Source organism: Arthrobacter oryzae (assembly GCF_003634095.1).
In the GTDB taxonomy this organism is placed as follows: domain Bacteria; phylum Actinomycetota; class Actinomycetes; order Actinomycetales; family Micrococcaceae; genus Arthrobacter; species Arthrobacter oryzae.
On record NZ_RBIR01000006.1, the window covers coordinates 61,730 to 86,033 of the forward strand.

Below are 24,304 nucleotides of genomic sequence, written 5' to 3' on the forward strand. Positions count from 1 at the left end.
CATGACAGCAACCGCCGCCCCGCAAACCGTGCCCTCCCGCACCGCGGCGCTCGCCGGAAGCCTGCCGGAGTCAGCCGTCCTGGCCGTCCTCCGCGCGGCGCTCCAGGAGGACGCCCCCTACGGCGACATCACCTCGCAGACCCTCATTCCCGCGCATGCCCGCGCCACTGCAGTGCTCAATGCCCGCGTTCCCGGCGTGTTGAGCGGCGGAGAGGTCTTTGCCGCGGCCATGAAGCTGACCGACCCGGCCGCCGTCGTCGAATTGCTGGTCCGCGACGGGGAGGCCTTTGCCGCCGGAACCGCCCTGGCCCGGGTGACCGGGAACGCCCGCGCGGTGCTGCTGGCCGAGCGCGTCGGACTGAACCTGGTCCAGCGGATGAGCGCCATCGCCACCAAGACAGCCGAGTTTGTCGCGCTTGTGGACGGCACCGGAGCGCGGATTACCGATACCCGCAAGACGACGCCCGGGCTGCGCGTCCTCGAACGCTACGCCGTGCGCTGCGGCGGGGGCGCCAACCACCGCTTCAGCCTCTCCGATGCCGTGCTGGCCAAGGACAATCATCTGGCCGTCCTGACCGGGGGAGATCCCGCGAAGCTGACGGCGGTGCTGCTCGCTGCCAAGGCGCAGCTCGGGCATACGACGCACTTTGAGGTGGAGGTGGACACCATGGAGCAGATCGAGCCCGTACTCGCCGCCGGGGTGGACACCATCATGCTGGACAACTTCTCCCCGGCCGAACTGGCGGCCGGGGTCCGGCTGGTGGACGGCCGGGCCCGCGTCGAAGCCAGCGGCAACGTCAGCCTCGCCACCGTGGCGGACATTGCCTCCGCGGGGGTGGACGTCATTTCGATCGGCGGCCTGACGCACAGCGTCACGGCCCTGGACCTTGGCCTCGATATTGACCTGGCGGCCGGGCCCGACGCCGATCCGGAGGTTGAGTTCAGTGGCGCCGCGGCGGGGCGCCCCGGCACCGATCCGACGGCAGGCTAAGGGGTACCGTGATATTCCTCGACGCCGCTGCCACCACCCCGGTCCGCCGCGAGGTGCTGGAGGCCATGTGGCCCTACCTGACGGGCGAGTTCGGCAACCCGTCCAGCCATCACTCGCTGGGGGACGCGGCCGCCGCGGCGCTCGCCGGGGCCCGGGCTGCCACGGCCAAGGCGCTGGGCTGCCGCGCCGGGGAGATCGTCTTCACCTCCGGCGGCACGGAAGCGGACAACCTGGCCGTCAAGGGCATCGCCCTGGCCCGGCGCGCCGCCGATCCAGCCCTGGACCGGGTGGCGATCAGCGCCGTCGAACATCCCGCGGTGGAGGAGTCCGCCAGGTATCTCGAACGCGTCCATGGCTTCGCCGTCGACGTGATCCCGGTGGACCGCTACGGGCAGGTCACGGAGGAGGCCCTCGCCTCGGTGCTGGGCCCGCGGACGGCACTGGTCAGCATCATGTACGCCAACAACGAGGTCGGCACGGTCCAGCCCGTCGCCCGGCTCGCGGCGCTGGCCCGCGCCCGGGGGATCCCGTTCCACACGGACGCCGTCCAGGCCGCCGGCTGGCTGCCGCTGGACACCCGCGTGCTGGGTGTGGACGCGCTGAGCCTTTCCGGCCACAAGCTGGGCGCGCCCAAGGGCAGCGGCGCCTTGTTCGTCCGCGGCCGGCTTCGGCTCGAACCGCTGGTCCACGGCGGCGGCCAGGAACGCGGCCGCCGGTCGGGCACCGAAAACGTCGCCGGCGCCGTGGCGCTGGCGACGGCCCTGACCCTCGCCCGCAGCCCGGCGTCGGACCCCGCTTCGGACCCTGCGACGGACCCGGCGCCGGACCCGGCTTCAGACCCCGCGTCGGGCCCGGCCGCACGCGTCGCGGCGCTGAGGGACGAGTTCATTGCGGCCGTGCTGGCCGGTGTGCCCGGTGCGGTCCTCACCGGCCACCCCACCGAGCGGCTGTCTTCGGTGGCGTCCTTCTGCTTCCCGGGCACCAGCGGGGAGTCCGTTCTGCTGGACCTCGAACGCCAGGGCGTGGTCTGCTCGAGCGGTTCCGCGTGCGCGGCGGGCTCGGATGCGCCCTCGCCCGTCCTGCTGGCAATGGGGATCGAGCCGGAGGTCGCCCAGACGGCGGTGCGGTTCAGCTTCGACGGAACCATCACGGCAGCGGAGCTGCAGGAGGCGGCGGCCGCGGTCCGCACCGCCGTCGCCGGGATCCGGGCCCTCGGCACCTGAACCCCCGTTGCGCTATCACCTATGGCTGTTCCGGGGAGTCCACAGCAGCCATAAATGGAAGAGCAACGTCCTTAGCGGTGGCGGGCGCGGCGGAAGATCCAGTGCCGCAGCATCGTGAACCGCACGGCTGTGGCGGCGAAGCCGGAGAGTGTGGTGGTCCAGAGCTCATCGGCCACCGTGGCCTCGGGCCGGAGCCAGTGCAGCACTCCCAGGCTGCCGCCGGTGATCAGCAGCGCCACGAGGATCACGATCAGGCCGTTGAGGTGGTCGCGCTTCATCCGGCGGCGTTCGGTGATCTTGAACGTCAGGCGCCGGTTGAGGGCGGTGTTCATGAACGAGGTCAGGACCAGGGCCGTCGCGTTTGCCGGCTGGGAACCTAACCAGGGCCGGGAGAACGCGTACAGCGCCAGGGACGTCACGGTGCAGACAACGCCGACGCCGGTGAACCGGATCAGCTGCCGCACCACGGGGTAGCGGAGGATTCCGCGGTGCCGCCGGGACTTGGGGCCGTGGACGACGGCGGGGGCAGGGGCCTGCTGTGTGAGCTCGGGCTCCATCCGCTCAGTACAGCTCGCCGACGGGGATGTCGACGGCCAGCCGGTTCGCCGGACCCGCCAGGGGACATGCCCAAGCTTCGTTGTAGGCGCAGGAGGGGTTGTAGGCGAAATTGAAGTCCAGGACGAACTCGGCGTTGGGTCCGGAGCCCCGCACGCCATGGAACGCCCCCTTGATGGTGTCCAGCAGGTAGCGTCCCGCGCCGTAACTGCCGCCCGGCTGACCCGCGGTGGCGTCGCGGAACGGCACAAAAATACCCCCGCCGTAGCCCCGGAGCTTCCAGACCGCGAGCTGCCCCATCTCGGGCAGGTCGAAGGTGCCCAGCCGGACGAACCGGACCAGGCCGTCAGTCCCGGTCTCCACGTTCATCTCACGTCCGGCGCCCTCGGGGGTCAGCGGCACGTAGAAACGGTAGATCGGATCATAGTCCGCGGTCTTCAGGCCGCCGAAGCTGGCCTTGGCCTCCGCGGTCAGCGCCGAAGCCGGGTGGGTGCCGAACATCCGGTCCCGCTCCTGGCGCCAGTAGGAGTGGGCCTCCGCCGGGCTGTCCGCGGCGATCTTGCGCGTGGTGGCGTAAAGGGCAAAGGTCCGCAGCCGCCAGTCCGCGATATCGAGCGCCGACATGCCTGCCACGTCGCCCTGTTCCCCAAAATGCGATCCGTCAAAGTGCTGTTCGGCCATGCCCCCAGCGTATCCGCTTTCCAAAGGCCAATTTTCTGCGCCGGTTTTCGGCCCCGGAACCGGCCGCTACAGCACCGCGCCGGACCCGCGGCGGATTGCCCCGTCCTGCGTGCCGTCCGGCCATAGACTTTCGCCCATGCGCATCCCCCTGCCGAACCCCGCCGGTGCCTCCCTCGACAGCGCCGAGTCCTCGAAGTCCGCCGCCCACGCCCCTGGCAGCGCCGCGCGCGCCGCGGCGTCCCTTGCCGAGCTCGTGGGCTACCGGACGGTGTCCTCCCGGGCGGCGGGCGCGGTCGAGACAGCCGAGTTCGAGGCCTTCATCGCCGCGCTGCCCCGGCTGTACCCGGCGGTCCATGCTGCCCTCGAACTGGAGCTCGTCAACGGCCACGCACTCCTGTACCGCTGGCCGGGCACCGCCCCGGCGGAGGACCGGGCGGAGGACCCGGCGGCCCAGGAGCGGGCGGCCGTGCTCATGGCGCACTACGACGTCGTCCCGGCCGGGGACCCGGCGGAGTGGACGCAGCCGCCGTTCTCCGGCCACAACGACGGCACTTTCCTGTGGGGCCGCGGGACGCTTGATGACAAGGGCCAGCTCGTGGCCATCCTGGAGGCGGCCGAGAGCCTGCTCCGGGCAGGCTACGCGCCGGCGCACGATCTCTACCTCTCCTTCGGCAACAACGAGGAGACGGCCGGCGACAGCGCGGAAGCCGCCGCGGACCTGCTGGCCGGCCGCGGCGTGAAGCCCTGGCTCGTGCTGGACGAGGGCGGCGCGGTCGCGGGCGGCGCCTTTCCCGGCGTGAGCCGGCCTGCCGCCGTCGTGGGGGTGGCCGAAAAGGGGATCCTGGACGTGGAACTGCTGACCCGGGACCCTGGCGGGCACGCCTCCACGCCGCCGCGGATGGGGTCGACAGCCCGGCTTGCCCGCGCCATCACCCGGATCGAGCGCAACCCGTTCCCGCAATCGCTACCCGACGTGACCGAGGAGATGCTGCGCCGCTTCGGCCCGCACGCACCCGCGCCGCTGCGGGCCGCGTTCGCCAACGTGGCGCTGCTTCGACGGCCGATCACCTGGCTCTTCGGCCGGCTCGGCAACGAGACCAACGCGATGACCCGCACCACGGTGGCCATCACGACGCTCGAAGGCAGCTCCGGGGCGAACGTCCTGGCCGCCACGGCCAAGGCGAACGCCAACATCAGGATCGCGGTGGGGGAGAGCGTCGCGGGAACCATGGCACAGCTGCGGAAAATCATCCGGGACCCGAAAGTGGAGCTGCGGGTCGTGGAAGGCAACGATCCCTCGCCGGTGTCCCCGTCATCCGGACCCCAGTGGGACCTGCTGACGGACTGCATCGGGCAGGTGTTCCCCGAGGCGATCATCACCCCCTACATCATGATGGGCGGCACGGACTCCCGCCGCTTCACGGGCATCTGCCCGGCCGTGTACCGCTTCGCGCCGTTCTGCATGGACGTCGCGGCCAGGGGCTCCATCCACGCCGTTGACGAGAAAATTGCCCTGCAGACGCTGGGCCAGGGCGTGCGCTTCTACGAAACACTGATGCGGAGGCTCTGAGCCGGAGCCGGCCCCGGCTACGCTGTCACCATGACTGGATTGGCCTCCTCCAGAACCCCAGGCGCTACCCTGCGCACCGTCGCTGCGCTCGCGCTCGCGGCGGCAGCCCTTGCCGGGTGCAGCAGCGGCGGGAAGGGGACGCCGGTGTGGACTGCGGGCAGCAGCGGGGCAGGAAGCGCGACGTCGGCCCCCACCCCCTCCCCGACGGCGCCGGGCAGCGCATCCGCAGCCCCGGGCTCCACCGCCGCGGCCTGGAAGGTTTTCACCGATCCGGCCAAGACCGTCAGTTTTGAGGTGCCGCAGGACTGGATCGTCCAGTCCGTCGATGCCGATCCGGGTTCGTTGCCGGGCGCGCTGAAAATCGTGGTCAAAGACTCTCAGGGCGCGTACCTCGCCACCCTGCAAACGGGCCGCCCCCCGCAGCCGGCCGCGGCCTGCCCGGCCGGGGCCGCACGGAACTACGTCGTGGTCAGCAGCGTGCCCGTTGACCTGCCGCACGGCGGCGGAGCGGGAACCATCGACCCCCACGTCGTGTTCCGGGTCATCCAGGGCTACAAATACTTCGGCTCCTACGGCATTACCAACCTGGTGGGCGGCACCGGCGGGAAGAGCTGCGCGTTGCAGAATGTGGTCCGTGGCCCGGCCGGCAAGGGTGACTATTCGTTTGGGGACCTGACAGTGCTAAAACCCCTTGCTCCGGACCAGAAAATCGCCCCCGCGAAGGCGTTCGACACCCTCGGCCAGGCGGCCAAGTACGTCAACGACGGGTCCGAATTCGCCGACGTCCAGCGGATGCTAATGTCTCTGAAGATCAAAAACTAGTCCCGCCCCCCGCACATCCCCGGGCCTCCGGCGGCGACTTCTTCCTGCCACCACCTCACCCCCGGAGATACATGGAACGCGCCGTAGCCGCCCGCCTGGCCTTCAAGACCGCCGCCGAGACCAAGGTGGCGCTGGCCGTGGCCGTGGCCCGTAACGCCGGGTACGGCACACTGCAGGAGTCGCTCACGGTGACCGCGGCCGGGGAGGACGTGCCACTGACCGAGCTCTCGGACCACCACGGCGGGCGCTTCCACTACATGGAATTCGCGGACCCCACCGAGGTGCTGGTTGAGTACTCCGCCACGGTGACCGGCCTGGCCCTGCCCGAGGAGCCGGGGCTCATGGAGCTGATCCGCTACGTGCGTCCCAGCCGCTACGCGGAGTCGGACCGGCTGCTGCCGACGGCCTATGCCGAGTTCGGCGGCCTCCAAGGCGAAGAGCTGCTCCATGCCGTCCGCAACTGGGTCTTCAGCGAACTGCGCTACGTCAGCGGATCCTCGCGGGGCACGGACGGCGCCGTTGAAACGCTGCTCCACCGCCGCGGTGTCTGCAGGGACTTCGCGCACCTCGCCATCGCCCTGCTGCGGTCCAAGAACGTCCCGGCCCGGCTGGCCGCCGTGTATGCCCCCGGCCTTGCCCCGATGGACTTCCACGCGGTGGCCGAAGCGCACATCAACGGCGCCTGGCACGTCATCGACGCCACGGGACTGGCGCCGCGGGAGAGCATGCTGCGGATCACGGCCGGGCGGGATTCCTCGGACACCGCATTCCTGTCCACAGTGGGCGGCAGCCTGTCCCTGAAGGAAATCAGCGTCACGGCGGTGGTCGACGAGCTGCCGGCGGAAGACCCGGCGAAGCTCGTCGCCCTCCACTAGCTGCCGAACCGGCCTGGCCCGGCCGACCCGGGCTCCGGCCGAGCCCGGCCGAGCCCGGCCGAGCCCAGCCGGTACCTGCCGTCGTCGCACCGCGTCAGCGCGCGGCTACCGCGGCGCGGAGCTTCTCGGTCAGCCGCAGAAGTTCCTGCTGTTCGGCGGCGGAGAGGGCCGGGCCCACCAGCGCGGCGATGTCGCGGACGTGTTCCCGGCCGATCTGCTTCTGCAGCTCCCTGCCGGCGTCGGTCAGCCGGATGAGGATCCCGCGGCCGTCCTCGGGGGCCGGTGTCCGTTCCACGAATCCGCGCTTTTCGAGCCGCTCCACCAGCCGGCTCAGGCTGGACTGGCTGAGCAGGACGTTGTCGTTGAGCTCGTTCAGGCGCAGCCAACCGGACGGGCAGCGGGAGAGCGTGAAGAGGACGTCGTATTCGTTGAGCGCCAGGGCTTTGAAGGCCGGCGCCGCCTGGAGCCTGCGCATCACCGCCACCTGGGCACGGAACAGGGATTCCCAGGTTTCCGCGGCCAGGCGAACCGGCGATTCCGTGGTCTTGGCGTGCATCACGCGTCCTGGCTGGCGGTCTCTGCCGCCGAGGGGTCAGCGGTGCGGGCTGCCATGGCGGCGGCCACGCGTCCGGCGTGCGTCGGCGGGTCGGGGACATGGGCCGGCTTGAGCGCGGCATATTCCTTGCGCAGTACCGGCAGCACTTCTTCGCCGAACAGGTCCAGCTGCTCCAGGACGGTCTTCAGCGGCAGACCGGCGTGGTCGATCAGGAACAGCTGGCGCTGGTAATCGCCGAAGTACTCGCGGAAGGTGAGGGTCTTTTCGATGACTTCCTGCGGGCTGCCCACTGTCAGCGGCGTCTGCGAGGTGAAGTCCTCCAGCGAGGGGCCGTGGCCGTAGACCGGGGCGTTGTCGAAGTAGGGCCGGAACTCCTTGACGGCGTCCTGGGAGTTCTTCCGCATGAAGAACTGGCCGCCGAGGCCCACGATGGCCTGGTCCGCCTTGCCGTGGCCGTAGTGCTCGTAGCGCTCGCGGTAGAGTCCGATCAGCTGCTGGTAGTGCTCCTTGGGCCAGAAGATGTTGTTGGCGAAGAAGCCGTCACCGTAGTACGCGGCCACTTCCGCGATCTGCGGGGTGCGGATCGAGCCGTGCCACACGAACGGGGCGACGCCGTCGAGCGGGCGGGGCGTGGACGTGAAGTTCTGCAGCGGGGTGCGGTGCTTGCCGGACCAGTTCACCGTGTCCTCGTCCCAGAGCCGGCGCAGCAGGGAGTAGTTCTCGATCGCCAGTTCGATCCCGTCCTGGATGTTCTTGCCGAACCAGGGGTAGACGGGGGCGGTGTTGCCGCGGCCCAGGACCAGGTCCACGCGGCCGTCGGCGAGGTGCTGAAGCATGGCGAAATCCTCGGCGATTTTCACCGGGTCATTGGTGGTGATCAGCGTGGTGGCCGTGGACAGGATGATGCGTTCCGTCTGGGCGGCGATGTAGGCCAGCGTGGTGGTGGGGGAGGAGGAGAAGAAGGGCCGGTTGTGGTGCTCGCCGATGGCGTAGACGTCCATGCCGATCTCTTCGACCTTCTTGGCGATCGCCACGGACGCTTTGATGCGTTCGTGCTCCGTGGGGGTACGCCCTGTGGTGGGGTCGGTGGTGATGTCGCTGACGCTGAAGACGCCGATCTGCATGATGTGCCTTTCCGTGGCCGGTCTAATCCGGGAACTGATTCCACTATACGCGATTTACATGCATTTGCATGTATCGAAGCATGTAACGTCCGCCGCCGCCGAATATTCCCCGGCCTTCCCGGCGAATTGCCCGCCAGGTTCCCGCCCGCGGCGCCGCGCGGGCCTAGGATGCAATCATTCGGCTGGCCGTCAGGTGCCCGCCCGCCCGGAAGGCCCCCATGCGACGTGTCGTAGCTTTTCTGTGTCTGGTGGAACTGACCAGCGGAATCCTGCAGGGCTACTACACGCCCATCCTCACCGACATCGCCCGGCACCTGGGGATCCACGACGCCGACGTCAACTGGTTCGAAGCCGCCCAGCTGATGGTCAGTGCCTTGGCGGTGCCTGTCCTGGCAAAGCTGGGCGACATGTACGGCCACCGGAGGGTTCTTTTGGTCTCCACGCTGGTTACGGCGGCGGCATCCTGGGGCGTCGCGCTTGCCCCGGACTTCTGGACCTTCCTGGCCGCCTGGTCCTTCCAAGGCTTCTATGTGGTCTGGCTCCCGCTGGAAATCGCACTCGTCTTCAGCCGCGTCCATCAGCTTCCCGACGGCGCCGCCCGCACCCGGCGCGCCGCCGGCATCCTGGTAGGCGCGCTGGAGTTCGGGGTCATCGCCGGCGCGCTCGCGGCCGGAGCGCTCGTGGAAGTCTTCGCCGGTCAGCTGCAGCTGGTGCTCCTGGTTCCCGCACTGGCCGTCTCCGCGTGCTGGTTCGCCATCCGGTTCGGCGTGCCGGAGTCCGTCGAACGTAGCGGCGGCCGGGTGGACACCCGCGGGTTCACGCTGCTCGCCGTCGGCCTGCTGCTCATCACCTCCGGGCTGACGTTCATGAGGCTCAATGGAGCCGGCGCGTGGTGGCCGTGGGTGCTCGTGGCCGCCGGCATCTTCGTCTTTGTTCCCTTCTCGCGGTTCGAGCTGCGCCAGGCCGACCCTCTCGTAGACATCCGGATGCTGCGGAACCCCTCGATGTGGCCGGTCCAGCTGACTGCAGGGCTCTTTGGAGTCTCCGTCTTGGGGGCCCAGGCTCCGCTGTCCACCTTTGCCCGGACCGATCCCGCACTGCACGGCTACGGCCTCGGGCTGCGCGCCGGGCAGGTCTCCATCATCATCGGCGTCTACGTGCTGGCGCTGCTCGCGGGGGCGCTGCTATATCCGCTCGTGACGCGCAGGTTCACACCGCGCTGGACCCTCGTGGGCGCCGCGGCGCTCGTGGGCGTCGGGTATCTGTTGTTCCTGCCGTTTCACTCAAGCCTCGCCGAGACGCTGGCAAATATGGCGATCGCCGGCATCGGCTCCGGAGCGTTGGTGGCGGCGCTGCCCTCGGCCGCGGCCGCAGCGGCGCCGCTGAACCGCACCGCGATGGCCACAGGGCTGACCAACACCACCAAGACCGTCGGCGGGGCGTTCGCGTCCGCGGTGTTCGGGATTGCTTTGCTCAGCCATGCGCTGGCCGAGGCCGGTGCCGTGCCAGGCGATGGGCAGACCGCGGCACCCCTGGCCGGCTACCTCACGGTGTGGACCATCTGCGGAGTGACGGGCCTGGCCGCGGCCGCCGCCCTGGTCCTGGTGCCGCGGCTGGCGTTCTCCGACCGGGCCCCGGCCGCCGTCGAACCCCTACCGAGCGGCGCGCATTAGCCCACGATTCCGCGGCAAACAGGACTAAGGACACTACCGTTCGCCGCTGCGTTCACGGGCGGATCGGATGCCGCCAAGTTTTCGAGTACACAGGCGCCGGAAGGACTCTCTGACGTCCCTCGAATCGGGTAGTTCTGCGGCCTTTCGGGCGAAAAAAACAGGTACCCGCTACTCAGGTGCCGTGAATTTCCTGAGACTACGATAAGAGCCGTTAGGTAGTGGGGCAGCCACAGTTGAACTGCCCAGGTCATGAATAGAAAACCTCAAATAGGTGAAAAATACGGGCTCATTGAAAAAGATGGCCAGCGCGCCACAGTTGCCGCGCGGCTTCCTTTCCATGCCCGTCAATAGGGGGCCCGGGCTGTGTGCACGCCCAGGTACCTTGATTCGTCCGAAGTACGGGGGACACCGACAATGGATATTTTTGAAAGTTTAGAATCAGAGGTTCGCTCTTATTGCCGCAGTTGGGACACGGTGTTCGACCGGGCCGCCGGCAGCTCGCTCTACAGCGAAGACGGCAGAGAGTATTTGGACTTCTTTTCTGGCGCCGGAGCCCTGAACTACGGCCACAACAACCCGGTGCTACTGCGGCCGCTGGTTGATTACCTTCTTTCCGGATCGATTGTCCACTCCCTGGACATGAAGACGCCGGCCAAGAGGCGCTTCCTCGAGACCTTCCAGGAGTTGATTCTCAAACCCCGGAAGTTGGACTACAAAGTCATGTTCCCCGGCCCCACCGGAACGAACTCGGTGGAGGCGGCCCTGAAGCTGGCCCGTAAAGTGACCGGCAGGCCGCACATTGTCAGCTTCACCAATGCTTTCCACGGGATGACCCTGGGCTCACTGGCGGTCACGGGGAATTCCATGAAACGGCAGGGAGCCGGGGTTCCGCTCACGAACACCTCGAGCATGCCCTATGACGGCTTCCTCGACGGCCAGGCGCCGGACTTCCTTTGGCTCCGGCATGCGCTGGAGGACAGCGGCTCCGGCCTCGACAAGCCCGCCGCGGTGATCGTGGAGACTGTCCAGGGCGAAGGCGGGCTCCGCGCCGCCCGGGCATCGTGGCTGCGCGGACTTTCGGAGCTGTGCCGCCAACACGACGTCCTGCTGATCGTGGACGATGTCCAGGCCGGATGCGGACGCACAGGGACCTTCTTCAGTTTTGAGGATGCGGGCATCACCCCTGACATTGTCTGCCTGTCCAAGTCCATCTCCGGCTTTGGACTCCCTATGTCCCTGACGCTGTTCAAACCAGGCCTCGATATTTGGAAACCCGGCGAGCACAACGGGACATTCCGCGGACACAACCCGGCTTTTGTGACGGGAACTGCTGCCCTGGAACACTACTGGCAGGACGGCAGATTTGAATTGAAAGTCGCCGGGCTGGTGTCGCAGCTGCACGAGGGACTCGCGCGGCTCGCGGCAGGCGTCGACGGCGCTACCGTCCGCGGCCGGGGTTTGCTGGCGGGTGTCTGCTACCCCACGCCCGATACGGCGGAGAAGATTGCGGCTGAAGCGTTCGCCCGGGGCCTGCTGGTGGAAACCTCCGGCCCGCAGGGTGAGGTCCTCAAGACCATGCCCGCGCTGACCATCAGCCCGGACGAGCTGGGGCGCGGACTCGACATCCTCGCTGAAGCCGCAGAATTTGTGACCGGAGCCCCGGTCCCTTTGGTATCCACTGTTTGAGCATCCGCGCAGGGCCCCTGACGGGCCCCGTGCAGAAGGCCCTCTACGGCGGTAAAGACCGCTCGCAAGAATCGATGCAGATTTCGGGGAGAGAAATGGCTACCCGCAAGGCAACAGAGGCCAACGATTGTGATCTAGAAGAAATGGGCGAGGTGATTCCGCCGGGAAGCGTCATTGTGCAAAAGTTCGGCGGCTCGTCACTGGCGGACGCCGCGGGAATCATCCGTGCGGCCGAGCGCATCGCCAAGACGCGGGCGAACGGATACCGGGTGGTAGCGGTGGTCTCCGCCATGGGGGACACCACCGATGAACTCTGCGACCTCGCCGCCGAGGTATCCACCCGGCCGCTTCCAGTGGACCTCGATGCCCTTCTGAGCATCGGCGAACTCGTGTCCTCGGCACTGTTGGCGATCGCCCTGGCAGAACTGGGCCAGGTGCCCCGCACCTTTACCGGCAGTGAGGCGGGCCTCATCACCGACAGCATTCATGGCAAGGCCCACATCACCGATGTCAGGCCGGATCGCGTCCGCACCTGCTTGGCTCACGGCGAAGTCCCTATCGTTGCCGGCTTCCAGGGCAGGACCAAGAAGCGGAAAAGGGTCACCACCCTCGGACGTGGTGGCTCGGACCTCACTGCGGTCGCGCTTGCCGCAGCACTCGAGGCCGGCATGTGTGAAATATATACAGACGTCGACGGCGTCTACACGGCGGACCCCCGGGTGGTCCCGGCGGCGCGAAAGATAGAAGTCCTCTCAAGCGAGGAAATGCTGGAATTCGCGGCTTCCGGCTGCAAGGTCCTGCATCTGCGGTGCGTTGAATATGCCCGGCGCTTCGGCATTCCGATCCATGTAAGGTCCTCGTTCGTCCCGGAGCCGGGAACTTTGATTCTGCCGGGTCTTGATGGCCGGTCACGCCGTCAGCCCGCGCGGGAGCAGGCGCTGGTGACCAGCGTAGAGGGCGTCAACTCGTCTTCGAAAATAGTCGTTGTTGGAATTCCGGACCAACCTGACAGCATCGCGCGCGTCTTCGAGGTGTTGTCCCGGTCCGGGGCGGACGTCCAGACAGTAGTCCAAAATGCGGCAGGCCCAGACTCGAGCCGGTCCGACGTTGCCCTGCTACTTCCTGAAGCCCAGGCAGTTCCGGCCCTGGCCGTGCTGAACGCCGCGAAGGGAACCATAGGATTCCAGGGTTTGCAGCACGATAGCCACGTGGGCCGGGTGTCCGTCACCGGTCTGGGCATGCGGTCCTCCCCGGAGATCTTCTGCACCTTCCTGAAAGCCCTTTCGGACGCCGACGTCGAACCGGATCTGGTCGACATCTCCGAGACCTGCTTGGGGGCCGTCACACACACCGACAGGCTCGCGGATGCCGAACGTGCTGTCCGCCGGGCGTTCGGCATCACCAAATCGGGCGAGGACGCCACGGCGGGCCGCGCCGGCAGCCTCACAGTCACCGTTGGCCCCCCGGTCGGCACATGGGTTCCCATATCCGGCCGCGATTTGACCCACGTCCCGCGGGACGACAGAGCTGTGGCACGCCACTTCTAGCGAAGGAGCTAAAGGATGGGCAAGACCGCGAGGATCGGCAACAGCCTCACCAGACCCCCGGAGTTGCGCGGAAAAATGTCGACAATTGGCGGTGTGGACGGGGGAGCCGTGTTGACGTCGGCCGCGCCGGATCAGTCCGCGCGCTGGCGCCAGGGCGAGCGCCTGGAACAGCTTTTTGAGGATCGCTGTGACAGCCTGCTGGAACAGGGGCTCGAGGGCCAGATCGCCGTGGATGCCGGGGACGTTGTCCTGACGTATACGGAGCTGGATGAACGGGCGAATCAGGTGGCGCGGCAACTCCTGGTGAGCGGTGCCCGGCCGGGCGACCGCATTGCGTTGCTCTTTGACCAGCCGTGGCGGGCTTACGTGGCGATGCTTGCCGTCCTGAAGATCCACGCCGCCTACGTTCCCCTGGATCCGGGATTTCCCCCGGACCGTCTCCAGTACATTGTTGAAGACGCCAATGCGGCAATGATCCTTTCACTCTCACACCTGAGGGACCTGGTGCCCGAGGTTGCTGCCGTCACGGTGTGTCTTGATGAGGTACAGGCCCAGACCGACGCCCAGGACACTGCCCGCCTGGGCGTTGGAGACCATGGCGGCACCAAGGATGAACTGGCGTACATCATTTACACCTCCGGTTCGACGGGCCGGCCGAAGGGCGTCGCGGTGGAGCAGGCCAGTATCTGCAATTTCGTCCGGGTGGCCTCAGACAACTACGGCATTGAGCCCACGGACCGGGTGTACCAGGGCATGACGATCGCCTTCGATTTTTCGGTGGAAGAAATCTGGGTCGCCTGGATGGTCGGAGCCACCCTGGTGCCAAAGCCGGGACGCTCCAGCCTGCTGGGTGCGGAGCTCGCGGAGTTTCTGCAGGAGAAGCGAATCACGGCTCTTTGCTGCGTTCCAACGCTTCTGGCCACGCTTGAGGAAGACCTGCCCGGCCTGCGGTTCCTGCTGGTCTCCGGTGAGGCGTGTCCGAAGGACCTCGTCATGCGCTGGCACCGCCCAGGCCGCCGTTTCCTGAATGTCTACGGCCCCACCGAGGCGACGGTGACGGCCACGTGGTCGGTCCTGGACCCGGACACGCCCGTGTCGCTCGGCGTGCCGCTGCCGACATACTCGGCGGTCATCCTTGACCCCGGCGAGAGCCGTGTGCTGCCCCATGGTGAAGCTGGTGAAATAGGCCTTGCCGGGGTGGGCCTCGCGCGGGGATACGTGAACCGCCAGGACCTGACGGACCGGGCGTTTGTGCCGGATTTCCTGGGAATCGGGAACAATCCCTCGGGCCGGATATATCGCACCGGAGATCTCGGACGGGTCAACGACGACGGGGAGCTTGAGTACTTCGGCCGGATCGACACCCAAGTCAAGATCCGCGGCTACCGCATCGAGCTAAGCGAAATAGAATCGGTCCTGCTGCAGCTCCCCGGAATTGCCCAGGCGGTCGTTCAGACCTTTGAGCCGCAGCCCGGAACGCTGGAACTGGCCGCCTACTACACCGTCCGCCAAGACGTCGCGGGCGTCGATGCCCGTGACCTCCACCAGATGTTGCGCACCAGGCTTCCCGGGTACATGGTTCCGGCCTATTTTGAAGAGCTCGACGCCCTCCCCATGATGGCCAGCGACAAGGTGGACCGGAAGCGGCTGCCGCGCCCGGAGCACAGGATCAGCGGAGCGTCCGCCGGCTCGTTTACCGCCCCGTCGACCGCCGCCGAAACGGCCCTTGCCCTGCAGCTGGGCGCCGTGCTGAATCTGGACAAGGTCTCTGCCGACGCGCATTTCTTCAACGATCTGGGCGGGGACTCGTTGTTGATGGCGCGGTTCTGCGCCCGCATCAGGAAAGAAACCGCCCTGCCGCCGGCAGCCATGCAGGATATTTACGAGAACCCGACGGTACGGCAGCTTGCCGCTGCCCTCGAGGCCCGGCACAGCGAATCGGTCGACAGCCCGGTCCTGCCGCAGCCCGGCCCTGCGCCCGCGGCACCGGCGCGCCCGGTGAGCTCCTTCCAATACGCTTTCTGCGGTGTCATTCAATTGATGGTCTTCCTGAGCTACACGATGTACACCGCCTGGATCCTGGTCTTCGGCTATGAATGGACGCTGGGCGGAACCACCCTCCTTGACATGTGGCTTCGCACCATGGGTTTCGGTGCCGCCGTGTTCGTGGTCCTGTCCGTGACACCGATCATCGCCAAATGGGTCCTCGTCGGGCGGTGGAAGCCGGGCAGCATCCGGATATGGAGCGTGGCCTATCTCCGCTTCTGGGTCGTCAAGACACTGACGAGGGCAAACCCACTCGCGATGTTCGTCGGCTCGCCGATTTATGTCGTGTACCTTCGGCTCCTGGGCGCAAAGATCGGCAAGGGGGTGGTCATTTTCGACCGCCACGTGCCCGCATGCCCGGACCTGCTGACCATCGGCGACCATACCGTCATCCACAAAGACACCTGGGTCCTGTGCTACCGGGCGCTCGCGGGGAACATCGAGATGGGCCCGGTGACGCTGGGCAGGAACGTCCTCGTCTCCGAGAGGTGCACCTTGGACATTCATACCTCGATGGGCGATGACAGCCAGCTCGGACATGCGTCATCGCTGCAGGCAGGCCAGGCCGTCCCTGCGGGAGAGGTGTGGCACGGGTCCCCCGCCGTACGGGCCAGCGCCAATTACCGGCGGGTCCCGGCAGCCCAGTGCACCACCCGCAGGCGCGTCACTTACAGCCTGCTCCAGCTGTTCAACCGTCTGGTCCTGGTTGTTCCGGCAGCCGTCCTCGGGCTGGCCGCGTTCCTGCCGTCCTACCTCGACTCCGGGCACCTGCAATTGGGCGCCGTCTCGTTCTTCGTCGATGTTGTGGCCGTGACCCTATTGGTGTTCATTGGCGGGCTGATCTTCGGTCTGGTGGGCGTCATCTGCGTTCCGCGTTTGCTGAACCGCTTCCTCAAGCCTGATGTGGTCTATCCGCTTTACGGCTGGCACTATTCGATCCATCGGCTGATCGTCCGCCTCTCGAACATCAGGCTGTACAAGGACATCTTCGGCGACAGTTCCTACATCGTGCACTACCTGCGGGCCCTCGGCTGGGACCTGGGCAAGGTGCAGCAGACAGGATCAAACTTCGGCCCCACGCTGGCCCACGAGTCGCCCTTCCTGTCCTCGGTAGGGACAGGCACCATGGTGTCAGACGGCCTGAACGTCATGAATGCCGACTACACCGACTCGTCCTTCAGGCTCTCGCGGGTCCACATCGCCGGCCACAACTTCCTGGGAAACAGCATCACCTTTCCGATCGGCGCGCGTGCGGGCGAGAACTGCCTCCTGGCCACCAAGGTGATGATTCCGATCGACGGCCCGCTCCGGAGGGACGTGGGGTTGCTGGGCTCGCCCGCATTCGAAATTCCCCGGTCCGTTCAGCGCGACGCCGAGTTCGACGAACTCAAGATCGCGGACGCCATGAACCGGCTCCTCCCGGCCAAGAACCGGTACAACATCGTGAGCATGGTGCTCTTCGTGGCCGTGCGCTGGGTCATCGTGCTCGCTGCCACGCTCGCCGGCGCAGTTGGCGTGTCGGCCCACAGCTTCCTCGGTGTGCTGGCAGTCGCGGGGGCAATGCTTGCCCTGGTGGTGTTCCGCGCGCTGTTCACCATTTTGGTGGAGCGTTCGGTGATGGGCTTCCGTCGTTTGAAGCCGCAGTACTGCTCCATCTACGATCCCTACTTTTGGCGGCATGAACGCCTTTGGAAGCTGCTGGCCCTGGCGCCCCTCCACGGGACCCCCTTCAAGCCCCTGATCTGGCGAATGATGGGCGTCAAGGTGGGCAAGCGGCTCTACGACGCCGGCATGAACATGCCGGAAAAGACCCTGGTCACGATTGGCGATGACTGTACCTTCAACGAGGGCGTCCACATTCAGGGGCACTCGATGGAGGACGGGACGTTCAAGTCCGGCTACGTCGTGATCGGCAACCGGTGCTCCCTCGGCGTGGAAGCCTTCATCAACTACGGGGCGACGATGCACGATGGCTCGACGCTAAGAGCCGATTCCCTCCTGATGAAAGGCGAGGACGTCCCGGAGAATGCGACATATTTCGGGAACCCGGCGCGCGAGGCAACGAGCCTCGTTGCACCCCAACCCCTCGAGGCCGCTGTCTCCAGCGGCGTCCGTCACAGCGGGCCCCGCCACCGGGAGGCTGTCGCGGCGTCCGGTGGACTGCTGCGACTCTCGCGGGGAAGCCGCCGGGGAGGCCACGGAAGCCACAGCGCCCACGGAAGCAACATCGCTCACGAAGGCCACAAGACACCCAAGGCGTCGCGGACCAAGGCCGGGCTGCAGGGTTCCTAACGGGAGAGTAGCCTAGCGGGAGGTTGGCAGGGGAGCGTCCTCGGGGAAATCGTCCGGGAAATCGTCGGGGAATTCTTCCGGGAAGTCATCCGCCCCGGAGGCCGGTCCGGAAGTGCGCCGCCGGGGCAGGGCCTTCTGCAGGGCCCTCCGCTCCCGGCGTCCTTCCACCAGCCGGTACAGGACCGGAACCAGGATGAGCGTGAGGGCGGTGGAGGAGATCAGGCCGCCGATCACCACGATCGCCAGGGGCTGGGAGATGAAGCCGCCGCCGCCGGTGAGGCCCAATGCCATGGGCGTCAGGGCGAACACCGTGGCGAGGGCCGTCATGAGGATGGGGCGCAGGCGCTGGCGGGCGCCGTGCGTGATGGCATCGGCCACGGACATCCCCGGTTCGCCGTCGCGCGGCTGGCGGTACTGGTTGATGAGGTCGATCAACACAATCGCGTTCGTCACCACAATGCCGACGAGCATCAGCATGCCGATCAGTGACGGAAGTCCCAGCGGCACGCCCGTCACCACGAGCAGGGCGATGGCGCCCGTCGCCGCGAAGGGGACGGAGACCAGCAGGATCAGCGGCTGCACGAGGGACTTGAAGGCAGCCACCATGATCACGTAGACGATCGCGATGGCGGCCAGCAGCGCGAGTCCCAGCTGGCGGAACGAATCGGCCTGCTGGGTGGTGGCGCCGCCGATCGTGGCGGTCACTCCCGGGGGCAGGCGGACCGAGGTGAGGCGGTTCTGCACTTCGGTGCTGACCGCGCCGAGGTTGGCGCCCGACGGCGTCACGGAGACCCGCGCGGTGCGCTGACCGTTGCTCGCGGTGATGGAGACGGGGACGTCGACCTGTTCGACGGAGGCGATGCTGCCCAGCGTCACGGGGCCGGCCGCCGTCGGGAGCGGGATGTTCCTGACGGCGTCAATACTTGTGAAGCGGGTGCCTTTGCCGATCCGGACGGGAAAGTCGTTGGTGTCGATGCGGACGGTTCCGGCCGGAATCGGGCTAATCGTCGCGGCCAGGACCCCGGCCACGCGACCTTCGTTCAGGCCGGCCGCGACGGCCTTGGCCCGGTCCACCTTGACCTGGACCACCGGCTGGCTGGCGGCAAGGTTGGTCTCCACCCCGCTGCTGCCGGGCACGCCGTCCATGGCCTTGACCATCGCGTCACTGGCGGTCCGGAGATCGGCGGTGCTGGCCGCCCTGAGGGTGATGTCCACGGTCGAGGTGGTGCCGAAGCCGCCCTGCTGGGAACCGACGGTGATCTTGCCGGCGTCGCCGAGCTTGGCGAGCTGGCCGCGCACCGTGTCCTGGAGCTTTCCCTGGTCGGCTTTTTCGTCCGTCACCACGGTGAACGTCGAATTCGACGCTCCGGAAGAGAGCAGGGCGGAGAAGCCGGTCTGGGCGTTGCCGGTGGTGGACTGGACGTCCTTGATCCCGTCGATGCCCCGCAGGACGTCCTCGACCCGGATGGCCGCAGCGCTGGCCTTGGCCAGGCTGGTGCCCGCCGGCAGGGCCTGTTTGACGGTCATGCTGTTCTCGCCGGAGCGGCCCAGCAGGTCCGTGGCGAGCAGCGGAGTCATCGCCACGGTGCCCCCGAGCACTAGGGCCGCCGCGATCAGCGTCAGGACCGGATGCCGCTGGGTACCGGAAAGGACGGGCAGGTAACCCCTTTGCAGGCGCGTGCTTTGTTCGGCCTCGTGTGCCTTCGCGGCAATGGCGTCCGGGGATCCCTTGACCGCCGGCGCGCGCAGGAACCAGTACGCCAGGACCGGCACGATGGTCAGCGAGACCAGCAGCGAGGAGAGCAGCGCGATGGTCACAGTGAGGGCGAAGGGCCGGAACAGCTCGCCGGCCAGGTCGCCGACGAAGGCGATGGGCAGGAAGACTGCCACCGTGGTCAGGGTCGAGGCCGTGATGGCGCCGGCGACTTCGCGGATGGAGCTCACGATGGCGGTGATCTTGTCCTCGCCATAGCTGAGGTGGCGCTTGATGTTCTCGATGACCACGATCGAGTCGTCCACCACGCGGCCGATCGCGATGGTCAGCGCTCCCAGGGTCAGGATGTTCAGGGAGTAACCGGTAGCGGAAAGCCCGATGAACGTGATCAGCAGGGACAACGGGATGGACACGGCCGTCACGAGGGTCGCGCGGACGGACATCAGGAACACCAGGATCACCAGGACGGCGAAGCCCAGTCCTAGCATGCCCTCCGTGGTGAGGTCCCTGATCGATTTCTCGATGAACGGGGCCTGGTCGAAAACCGGGGTGAACTTGGCGTTGGAGCCTAGCTCGGCCTCGAGCTGGGGGATGGCGTCCTTCACCGCGTGGGAGATCGCGACGGTGTCGCCCTCGGGCTTCTTGGTCACGGACAGGGCGAGGGTTTCCAGGCCGTTCGTTCGGGTGATGGAGGTGCGGGCGTCCTCGACCAGGCTGACGTCGGCCACACTGCCGATCGTCGCCGCACCGCGGGACGCGCCCAGCGGGAGGGCCTTGATGGCGGCCAGGGAATCCACCGGGCTGCCGATCTGCAGCGAGAGGGTCTTGCCCTGCTCCTCGACCGTGCCGGCCGGAACCAGCGAGCCGTTGTTCTTCAGGGCATCACTGATGGACTGGATGCTCGCGCCCGACGCTGCCATGTCCCTGGGCCGCGGCAGGATCTGGATGTGCTGGCTGGCGCCGCCGGTGACATCGGCGCCCCTGACGCCGTCGAGCTTCTGCAGCGCAGGGACACTGAGCCGGGCGAGATCGGCGTTGAGTTCGCTGAGCGGCTTGTCCGAGGACACCGCCAGGAACACGATCGGGAAGTCGCTGATGCTCCCGGCGATCGCCTGCGGCTGGACGTCCTTCGGCAGGGCTTGCCTGGCGTTGGAGATTGCGCGGTCGATCTGGTTCCGGGCCCGGTCCATGTTGCTGCCGTAGGTGAGGGCCAGGGTGATTTGCGAGACGCCGTTGCGGGAGGTTGACGACGTCGATTCCAGCCCCTCGACGCTCTTCAGCGCGGTTTCCAGCGGGGCGCTGACCTGTTTGTCCACGACCTCCGGCGAGGCGCCGGGCATCGAGGTGATCACGGTGATCTGCGGGAACTCGATGGACGGGATGAGTTCCTGCTTCAGCGAGGACATCGTGATCACACCGAAAACCGACGCGAACACCGTGATCAGTGCGATCAGGGCCCGGTTGGCGAGGGACAGCTTGGCGAGCCGGAACATCTCATGGTCTCCTGGGGGTCGTCGAGGCTGCATGCGGGGACCTTCAATGGGCCGCGGCCCCCAAACCAGCAGTGTAGGGCAGCCGCGGGCCCTGCCTAGGCCTCAGCCCGGGGCCGGCCGCCCCCGGGTCACGGTCGGGCGTTGACCTGTTCGAGCTGCAGCGTCTTGGCGGTCTCGGCCTCGAGCTGCGCGGCGAGTTCAGGATTCTCGTTCAGCTTGACCCCGTAGCCGGGCATCATGTCCTTGAGCTTGCCCTGCCAGCCCTTGAAGTTCTTGGGGAAGGACTTCTGCAGCAGTTCGATCATGATCGGCACGGCCGTGGACGCGCCCGGAGAGGCGCCGAGCAGGGCGCCGATGGTGCCGTCGCGTCCGGCAATGACCTCGGTGCCGAACTGGAGCACGCCGCCCTTCTTCGGGTCTTTCTTGATGATCTGGACACGCTGGCCGGCGGTGATGAGTTCCCAGTCGCTGCCCTTGGCGTCGGGGTAGTACTCCCGCAGGGCCTCGACCTTGTCGTCGTGGCGCTTGGCGACTTCCTTGATCAGGTAGGCCGTGAGGTCCATGTTGTCCTTGGCCACGGCCAGCATCGGGATGATGTTGGAGGGGCGGATGGACAGCGGCAGGTCCAAGTAGGAACCGTGCTTGAGGAAGTTCGTGGAGAACCCGGCGTAGGGGCCGAACAGCAAGGAACGCTTGCCGTTGACGTAGCGCGTATCCAGGTGCGGCACCGACATGGGCGGGGCGCCCACTGACGCCTGGCCGTAGACCTTGGCGCTGTGCTGGGCCGCGAGGCTCTCGTCGGTGCAGCGGAAGAACTGCCCGGAGACCGGGAATCCGCCAAATCCCTTGCTTTCCGGGATGCCGGAGGCCTGCAGCAGGTGCAGGGCGCCGCCGCCCGCGCCCACAAACACGAACTTGGCATGAATGGAGCCGTGCTCGCCGCTCTTGGCGTGCTTCAGCGACAGGTTCCAGCCGCCGTCGGAGGCGCGTTTGATGTCACTGACATTGTGACCGTAGTTGATTTCCACGCCGTTGTTACCCAGGTACGTGGTCAGTTCCCGGGTCAGGGCGCCGAAGTCGACGTCGGTGCCCTCGGCGGCGCGGGTGGCAGCGACGCGCTGTTTGGGGTCGCGGCCCTTGATGATCAGCGGGGCCCACTTGGCGATCTCGGCGTGGTCCTCGGAATACTGCATCGAACGGAACAGCGGATTCGGCTTGAGTGCCTCGTAGCGGGTGCGGAGGAACTTGGCGTGGTCGTCGCCGATCACGAAGCTCATGTGCGGAACGGTGTTGATGAAGCCCTTGGGGGAGCCGATCAGGGAGTTGGAGACAAGGTGGGACCAGAACTGGCGGGAGAGCTGGAACTGCTCGTTGATGTTCAGGGCCTTGCCGGGGTCCACCGAGCCGTCCTTGGCCATGGGGGAGTAGTTCAGCTCACACAGCGCGGCGTGTCCGGTGCCGGCGTTGTTCCAGGGGCCGGAGCTTTCCAGGCCCGGCTCGTCGAGACGTTCGAACATGGAGATCGTCCAGTTCGGCTCGAGCTGCTTGATGAAGGCGCCGAGCGTGGCGCTCATGATGCCACCGCCGATCAGTACGACGTCGGCGTGTTGGGTCTTGGAAATGAAAGTCACAATCAGTCTCCGATAGCAGCGGCTCTGGCTGTCACAGAATATCCCCGCACCGCCTACTAACTGAAATTGGCCCCGGGCGTCAAGGCTTTAGCTCGACTTTTGTGAAAACTTCGTTGAGTACCGGGGACGCCGGGTACTTCAGGACCCGGTCCGAGAGGGCCAACGCCGAGATCGGGAAGGCAATGGGCACCGCAGGCACCGTGGCGGCAATCTGCGCATTGATGGTTTGATACTGGGCCGTGCGGTCCTTGCCGTCCGGCAATCCCCGGGCCCGGGCGATCTTGGAGAAGACCTGCGGATCCTGGTAGCCGAATTCGCCGGTGTTCTCGCCGAAGAGCGGGCCCACGAAGTTATCCGGGTCCGAGTACGAGCCGTTCCAGCCGAGCAGGTGCAGGGCGTGGTCGCCCGGGGAGGTGACCTTCTGCAGATACCCGTCGGCCCAGTCCACGGGCACGGGCTTGATGTTGAACCCGACGGCGGTCAGCTCCCGGCTGATCTCGGCGTACACCTTTTCGGGCGTCGGCAGGTAGGGCCGCGTGACGTTGAGCGGATAGTAGAACTTCAGCGCCTCGCCCTTGTAGCCGGACTCGGCAAGGAGTTGCTTGGCCTTGTCCGGGTTGTAGCCGAGCGCGGGCGCGTTGTTGTTGAAGCCGCTGAGTTTCGGCGGGACAAACTGGGACGCCTGGGCGGTGTTGTCGATGAAGAACCGGCGGATCAGGGTGTCTTTGTCCAGCGCCATTTCGATCGCCTGGCGGACCTTGAGGTTCTGCAGGACTGGGATTTGCTGGTTCATGCCCAGGTACATGACGGAAAAGGGATCCCGCTGGATGATCTGCTTGCCGCTCTTGACCAGCTGATCGAAATTGCCCGCGGTGACGGCGTCGTAGCCGTCGATCTTGCCGTCGAGCAATGCCTGCATCCGCGTCTGCGGATTATCGTAGGTCACGAACTTGATGGTGCCGATCTGGCCCTTGTCACCCCAATAGTTCTTGTTGCTCTTCAGGGTGACGCTGCCGGCGTCCCAGGAGGCAAAGGTGTACGGTCCGGTACCGACCGGATGACGGCCGTAGGCGGACATCGGCTGGCCGCCGCGGCTCTGGGCCAGGACGTCCGCGTGGTCGGCCGCAAGGGCCCGCGGGGACGAGATAGCGAAAGCCGGGAGGGTGAGGGCCTGGAGAAATCCCGTGAAGGGCTGCGTGAGGTCGATCCGCACGTTGTCCGGCGCCACGGCGGTGCAGCCCTTATAGATGGACAGCGCCGCCTGGTCGGCGTGGGCCTTGAACACGCCCTTGAACGTGGTGCCGGGGGCCTTCTGGCGCAGCGCCTGGGGGAAATGGAACCAGCGGCTGAAGTTCGTGCAGACCGCGGCGGCATCGAACGGCGTCCCGTCCTGGAACGTGACTTTCCCGCGCAGCTTGAAGCTATAGGCCCGGCCGTCATCGCTCTGCGACCATTCGGTGGCCAGCAGGGGCGTGGGCTGGCCGGTGGTCTGGTCTACGCCCACGAGGCCTTCGAGCACCTGCCGGGTAATGCGGTAGGACTCGACGTCGGAGACCAGGGCCGGGTCGAGCCCCAGCGGCTCCGAGCCGGTGCCGAACGTGAAGAGTGCGGTCGGCGCGGCGCCGGGCGTGGAAGTCGCGGTGCTCGAGCTGGGTGCCGGGTCAAACGTGCCGGTGCAGGACGCCATTGGCAGCACGAGGAGAGCCGCCCCGATGCTGGCGGCAATACGCCGGATTGTCCTGCTGGGCACTGTACTGCTGGGCACTCGGGATCACCTCTGGGAAACTGGATGGTCCGCCGGCTGCGGACCAGCCCCAGTCTAGTT

General features: G+C 67.0%; 16 protein-coding genes. 9 read left to right on the plus strand and 7 right to left on the minus strand.

Annotated features, from left to right (window positions below; genetic code table 11):
* Position 1: 1 nt before the first annotated feature.
* Both nadC and C8D78_RS13900 read left to right on the plus strand, forming a co-directional pair.
* The gene (gene nadC, locus C8D78_RS13895) at positions 2-991 is read left to right on the plus strand and encodes a carboxylating nicotinate-nucleotide diphosphorylase (RefSeq protein WP_120954468.1); all 990 of its coding nucleotides are present in this window, start codon (positions 2-4) and stop codon (positions 989-991) included.
* 8 nt (positions 992-999) lie between these two features.
* A complete protein-coding gene (locus C8D78_RS13900) occupies positions 1,000-2,214 on the plus strand; it encodes a cysteine desulfurase family protein (protein ID WP_120954469.1) in 1,215 nt (404 codons plus the stop codon).
* Between the two features lie 71 nt (positions 2,215-2,285).
* Here C8D78_RS13900 and C8D78_RS13905 read toward each other — a convergent pair whose 3' ends face one another.
* Together C8D78_RS13905 and C8D78_RS13910 are read right to left on the minus strand one after the other, a co-directional pair.
* The gene (locus C8D78_RS13905; RefSeq protein ID WP_120954470.1) at positions 2,286-2,771 is read right to left on the minus strand and encodes a GtrA family protein; all 486 of its coding nucleotides are present in this window, start codon (positions 2,769-2,771) and stop codon (positions 2,286-2,288) included.
* 4 nt (positions 2,772-2,775) lie between these two features.
* Positions 2,776-3,450, minus strand: a complete 675-nt coding sequence (locus tag C8D78_RS13910; RefSeq protein ID WP_120954471.1) for a DUF1684 domain-containing protein — start codon at positions 3,448-3,450, stop codon at positions 2,776-2,778.
* Positions 3,451-3,586: 136 nt separating this feature from the next.
* Between C8D78_RS13910 and C8D78_RS13915 the strand changes: the two genes are divergently transcribed.
* The 3 genes from C8D78_RS13915 (at position 3,587) to C8D78_RS13925 (ending at position 6,717) form a co-directional block, all read left to right on the plus strand.
* A complete protein-coding gene (locus C8D78_RS13915; RefSeq protein ID WP_120954472.1) occupies positions 3,587-5,020 on the plus strand; it encodes a M20/M25/M40 family metallo-hydrolase in 1,434 nt (477 codons plus the stop codon).
* 30 nt (positions 5,021-5,050) lie between these two features.
* The gene (locus tag C8D78_RS13920) at positions 5,051-5,842 is read left to right on the plus strand and encodes a hypothetical protein (RefSeq protein ID WP_167467917.1); all 792 of its coding nucleotides are present in this window, start codon (positions 5,051-5,053) and stop codon (positions 5,840-5,842) included.
* Between the two features lie 71 nt (positions 5,843-5,913).
* Positions 5,914-6,717 (plus strand): transglutaminase-like domain-containing protein, encoded by an 804-nt coding sequence (locus tag C8D78_RS13925; RefSeq protein ID WP_120954474.1) that lies wholly within the window; start codon positions 5,914-5,916, stop codon positions 6,715-6,717.
* A gap of 94 nt (positions 6,718-6,811) precedes the next feature.
* Here the strand turns inward: C8D78_RS13925 and C8D78_RS13930 are convergent, their stop codons facing one another.
* Positions 6,812-7,273: a MarR family winged helix-turn-helix transcriptional regulator gene (locus C8D78_RS13930; protein ID WP_120954475.1), complete on the minus strand. Its 462-nt coding sequence runs from the start codon at positions 7,271-7,273 to the stop codon at positions 6,812-6,814.
* Positions 7,273-8,397 (minus strand): LLM class flavin-dependent oxidoreductase, encoded by a 1,125-nt coding sequence (locus C8D78_RS13935; RefSeq protein WP_120954476.1) that lies wholly within the window; start codon positions 8,395-8,397, stop codon positions 7,273-7,275. Before C8D78_RS13935 ends, C8D78_RS13930 begins: the two co-directional genes overlap by 1 nt.
* Positions 8,398-8,645: 248 nt before the next feature.
* On the opposite strand from C8D78_RS13935, the gene C8D78_RS13940 reads away from it, so the two are divergent.
* The 4 genes from C8D78_RS13940 (at position 8,646) to C8D78_RS13955 (ending at position 17,641) form a co-directional block, all read left to right on the plus strand.
* Positions 8,646-10,070: an MFS transporter gene (locus tag C8D78_RS13940; protein ID WP_341867120.1), complete on the plus strand. Its 1,425-nt coding sequence runs from the start codon at positions 8,646-8,648 to the stop codon at positions 10,068-10,070.
* A 414-nt stretch (positions 10,071-10,484) separates the two neighbouring features.
* Entirely contained in the window at positions 10,485-11,756 is a 1,272-nt protein-coding gene (gene ectB, locus C8D78_RS13945) for a diaminobutyrate--2-oxoglutarate transaminase (protein WP_120954478.1), read from the plus strand.
* A 95-nt stretch (positions 11,757-11,851) separates the two neighbouring features.
* A complete protein-coding gene (locus C8D78_RS13950) occupies positions 11,852-13,303 on the plus strand; it encodes an aspartate kinase (RefSeq protein ID WP_120954479.1) in 1,452 nt (483 codons plus the stop codon).
* Positions 13,304-13,318: 15 nt separating this feature from the next.
* Complete coding sequence (locus C8D78_RS13955) at positions 13,319-17,641, plus strand: Pls/PosA family non-ribosomal peptide synthetase (RefSeq protein WP_120954480.1); 4,323 nt, start codon at positions 13,319-13,321, stop codon at positions 17,639-17,641.
* 12 nt (positions 17,642-17,653) lie between these two features.
* On the opposite strand, the gene C8D78_RS13960 is transcribed toward C8D78_RS13955, so the two are convergent.
* The 3 genes from C8D78_RS13960 to C8D78_RS13970 form a co-directional block, all read right to left on the minus strand.
* Entirely contained in the window at positions 17,654-20,848 is a 3,195-nt protein-coding gene (locus C8D78_RS13960) for an efflux RND transporter permease subunit (RefSeq protein WP_120954481.1), read from the minus strand.
* A gap of 128 nt (positions 20,849-20,976) precedes the next feature.
* On the minus strand, positions 20,977-22,479 hold the full coding sequence (locus C8D78_RS13965; RefSeq protein WP_120954482.1) for a malate:quinone oxidoreductase: 1,503 nt from the start codon (positions 22,477-22,479) through the stop codon (positions 20,977-20,979).
* A gap of 79 nt (positions 22,480-22,558) precedes the next feature.
* Positions 22,559-24,166 (minus strand): ABC transporter substrate-binding protein, encoded by a 1,608-nt coding sequence (locus C8D78_RS13970; protein WP_120954483.1) that lies wholly within the window; start codon positions 24,164-24,166, stop codon positions 22,559-22,561.
* Positions 24,167-24,304 lie beyond the last annotated feature (138 nt).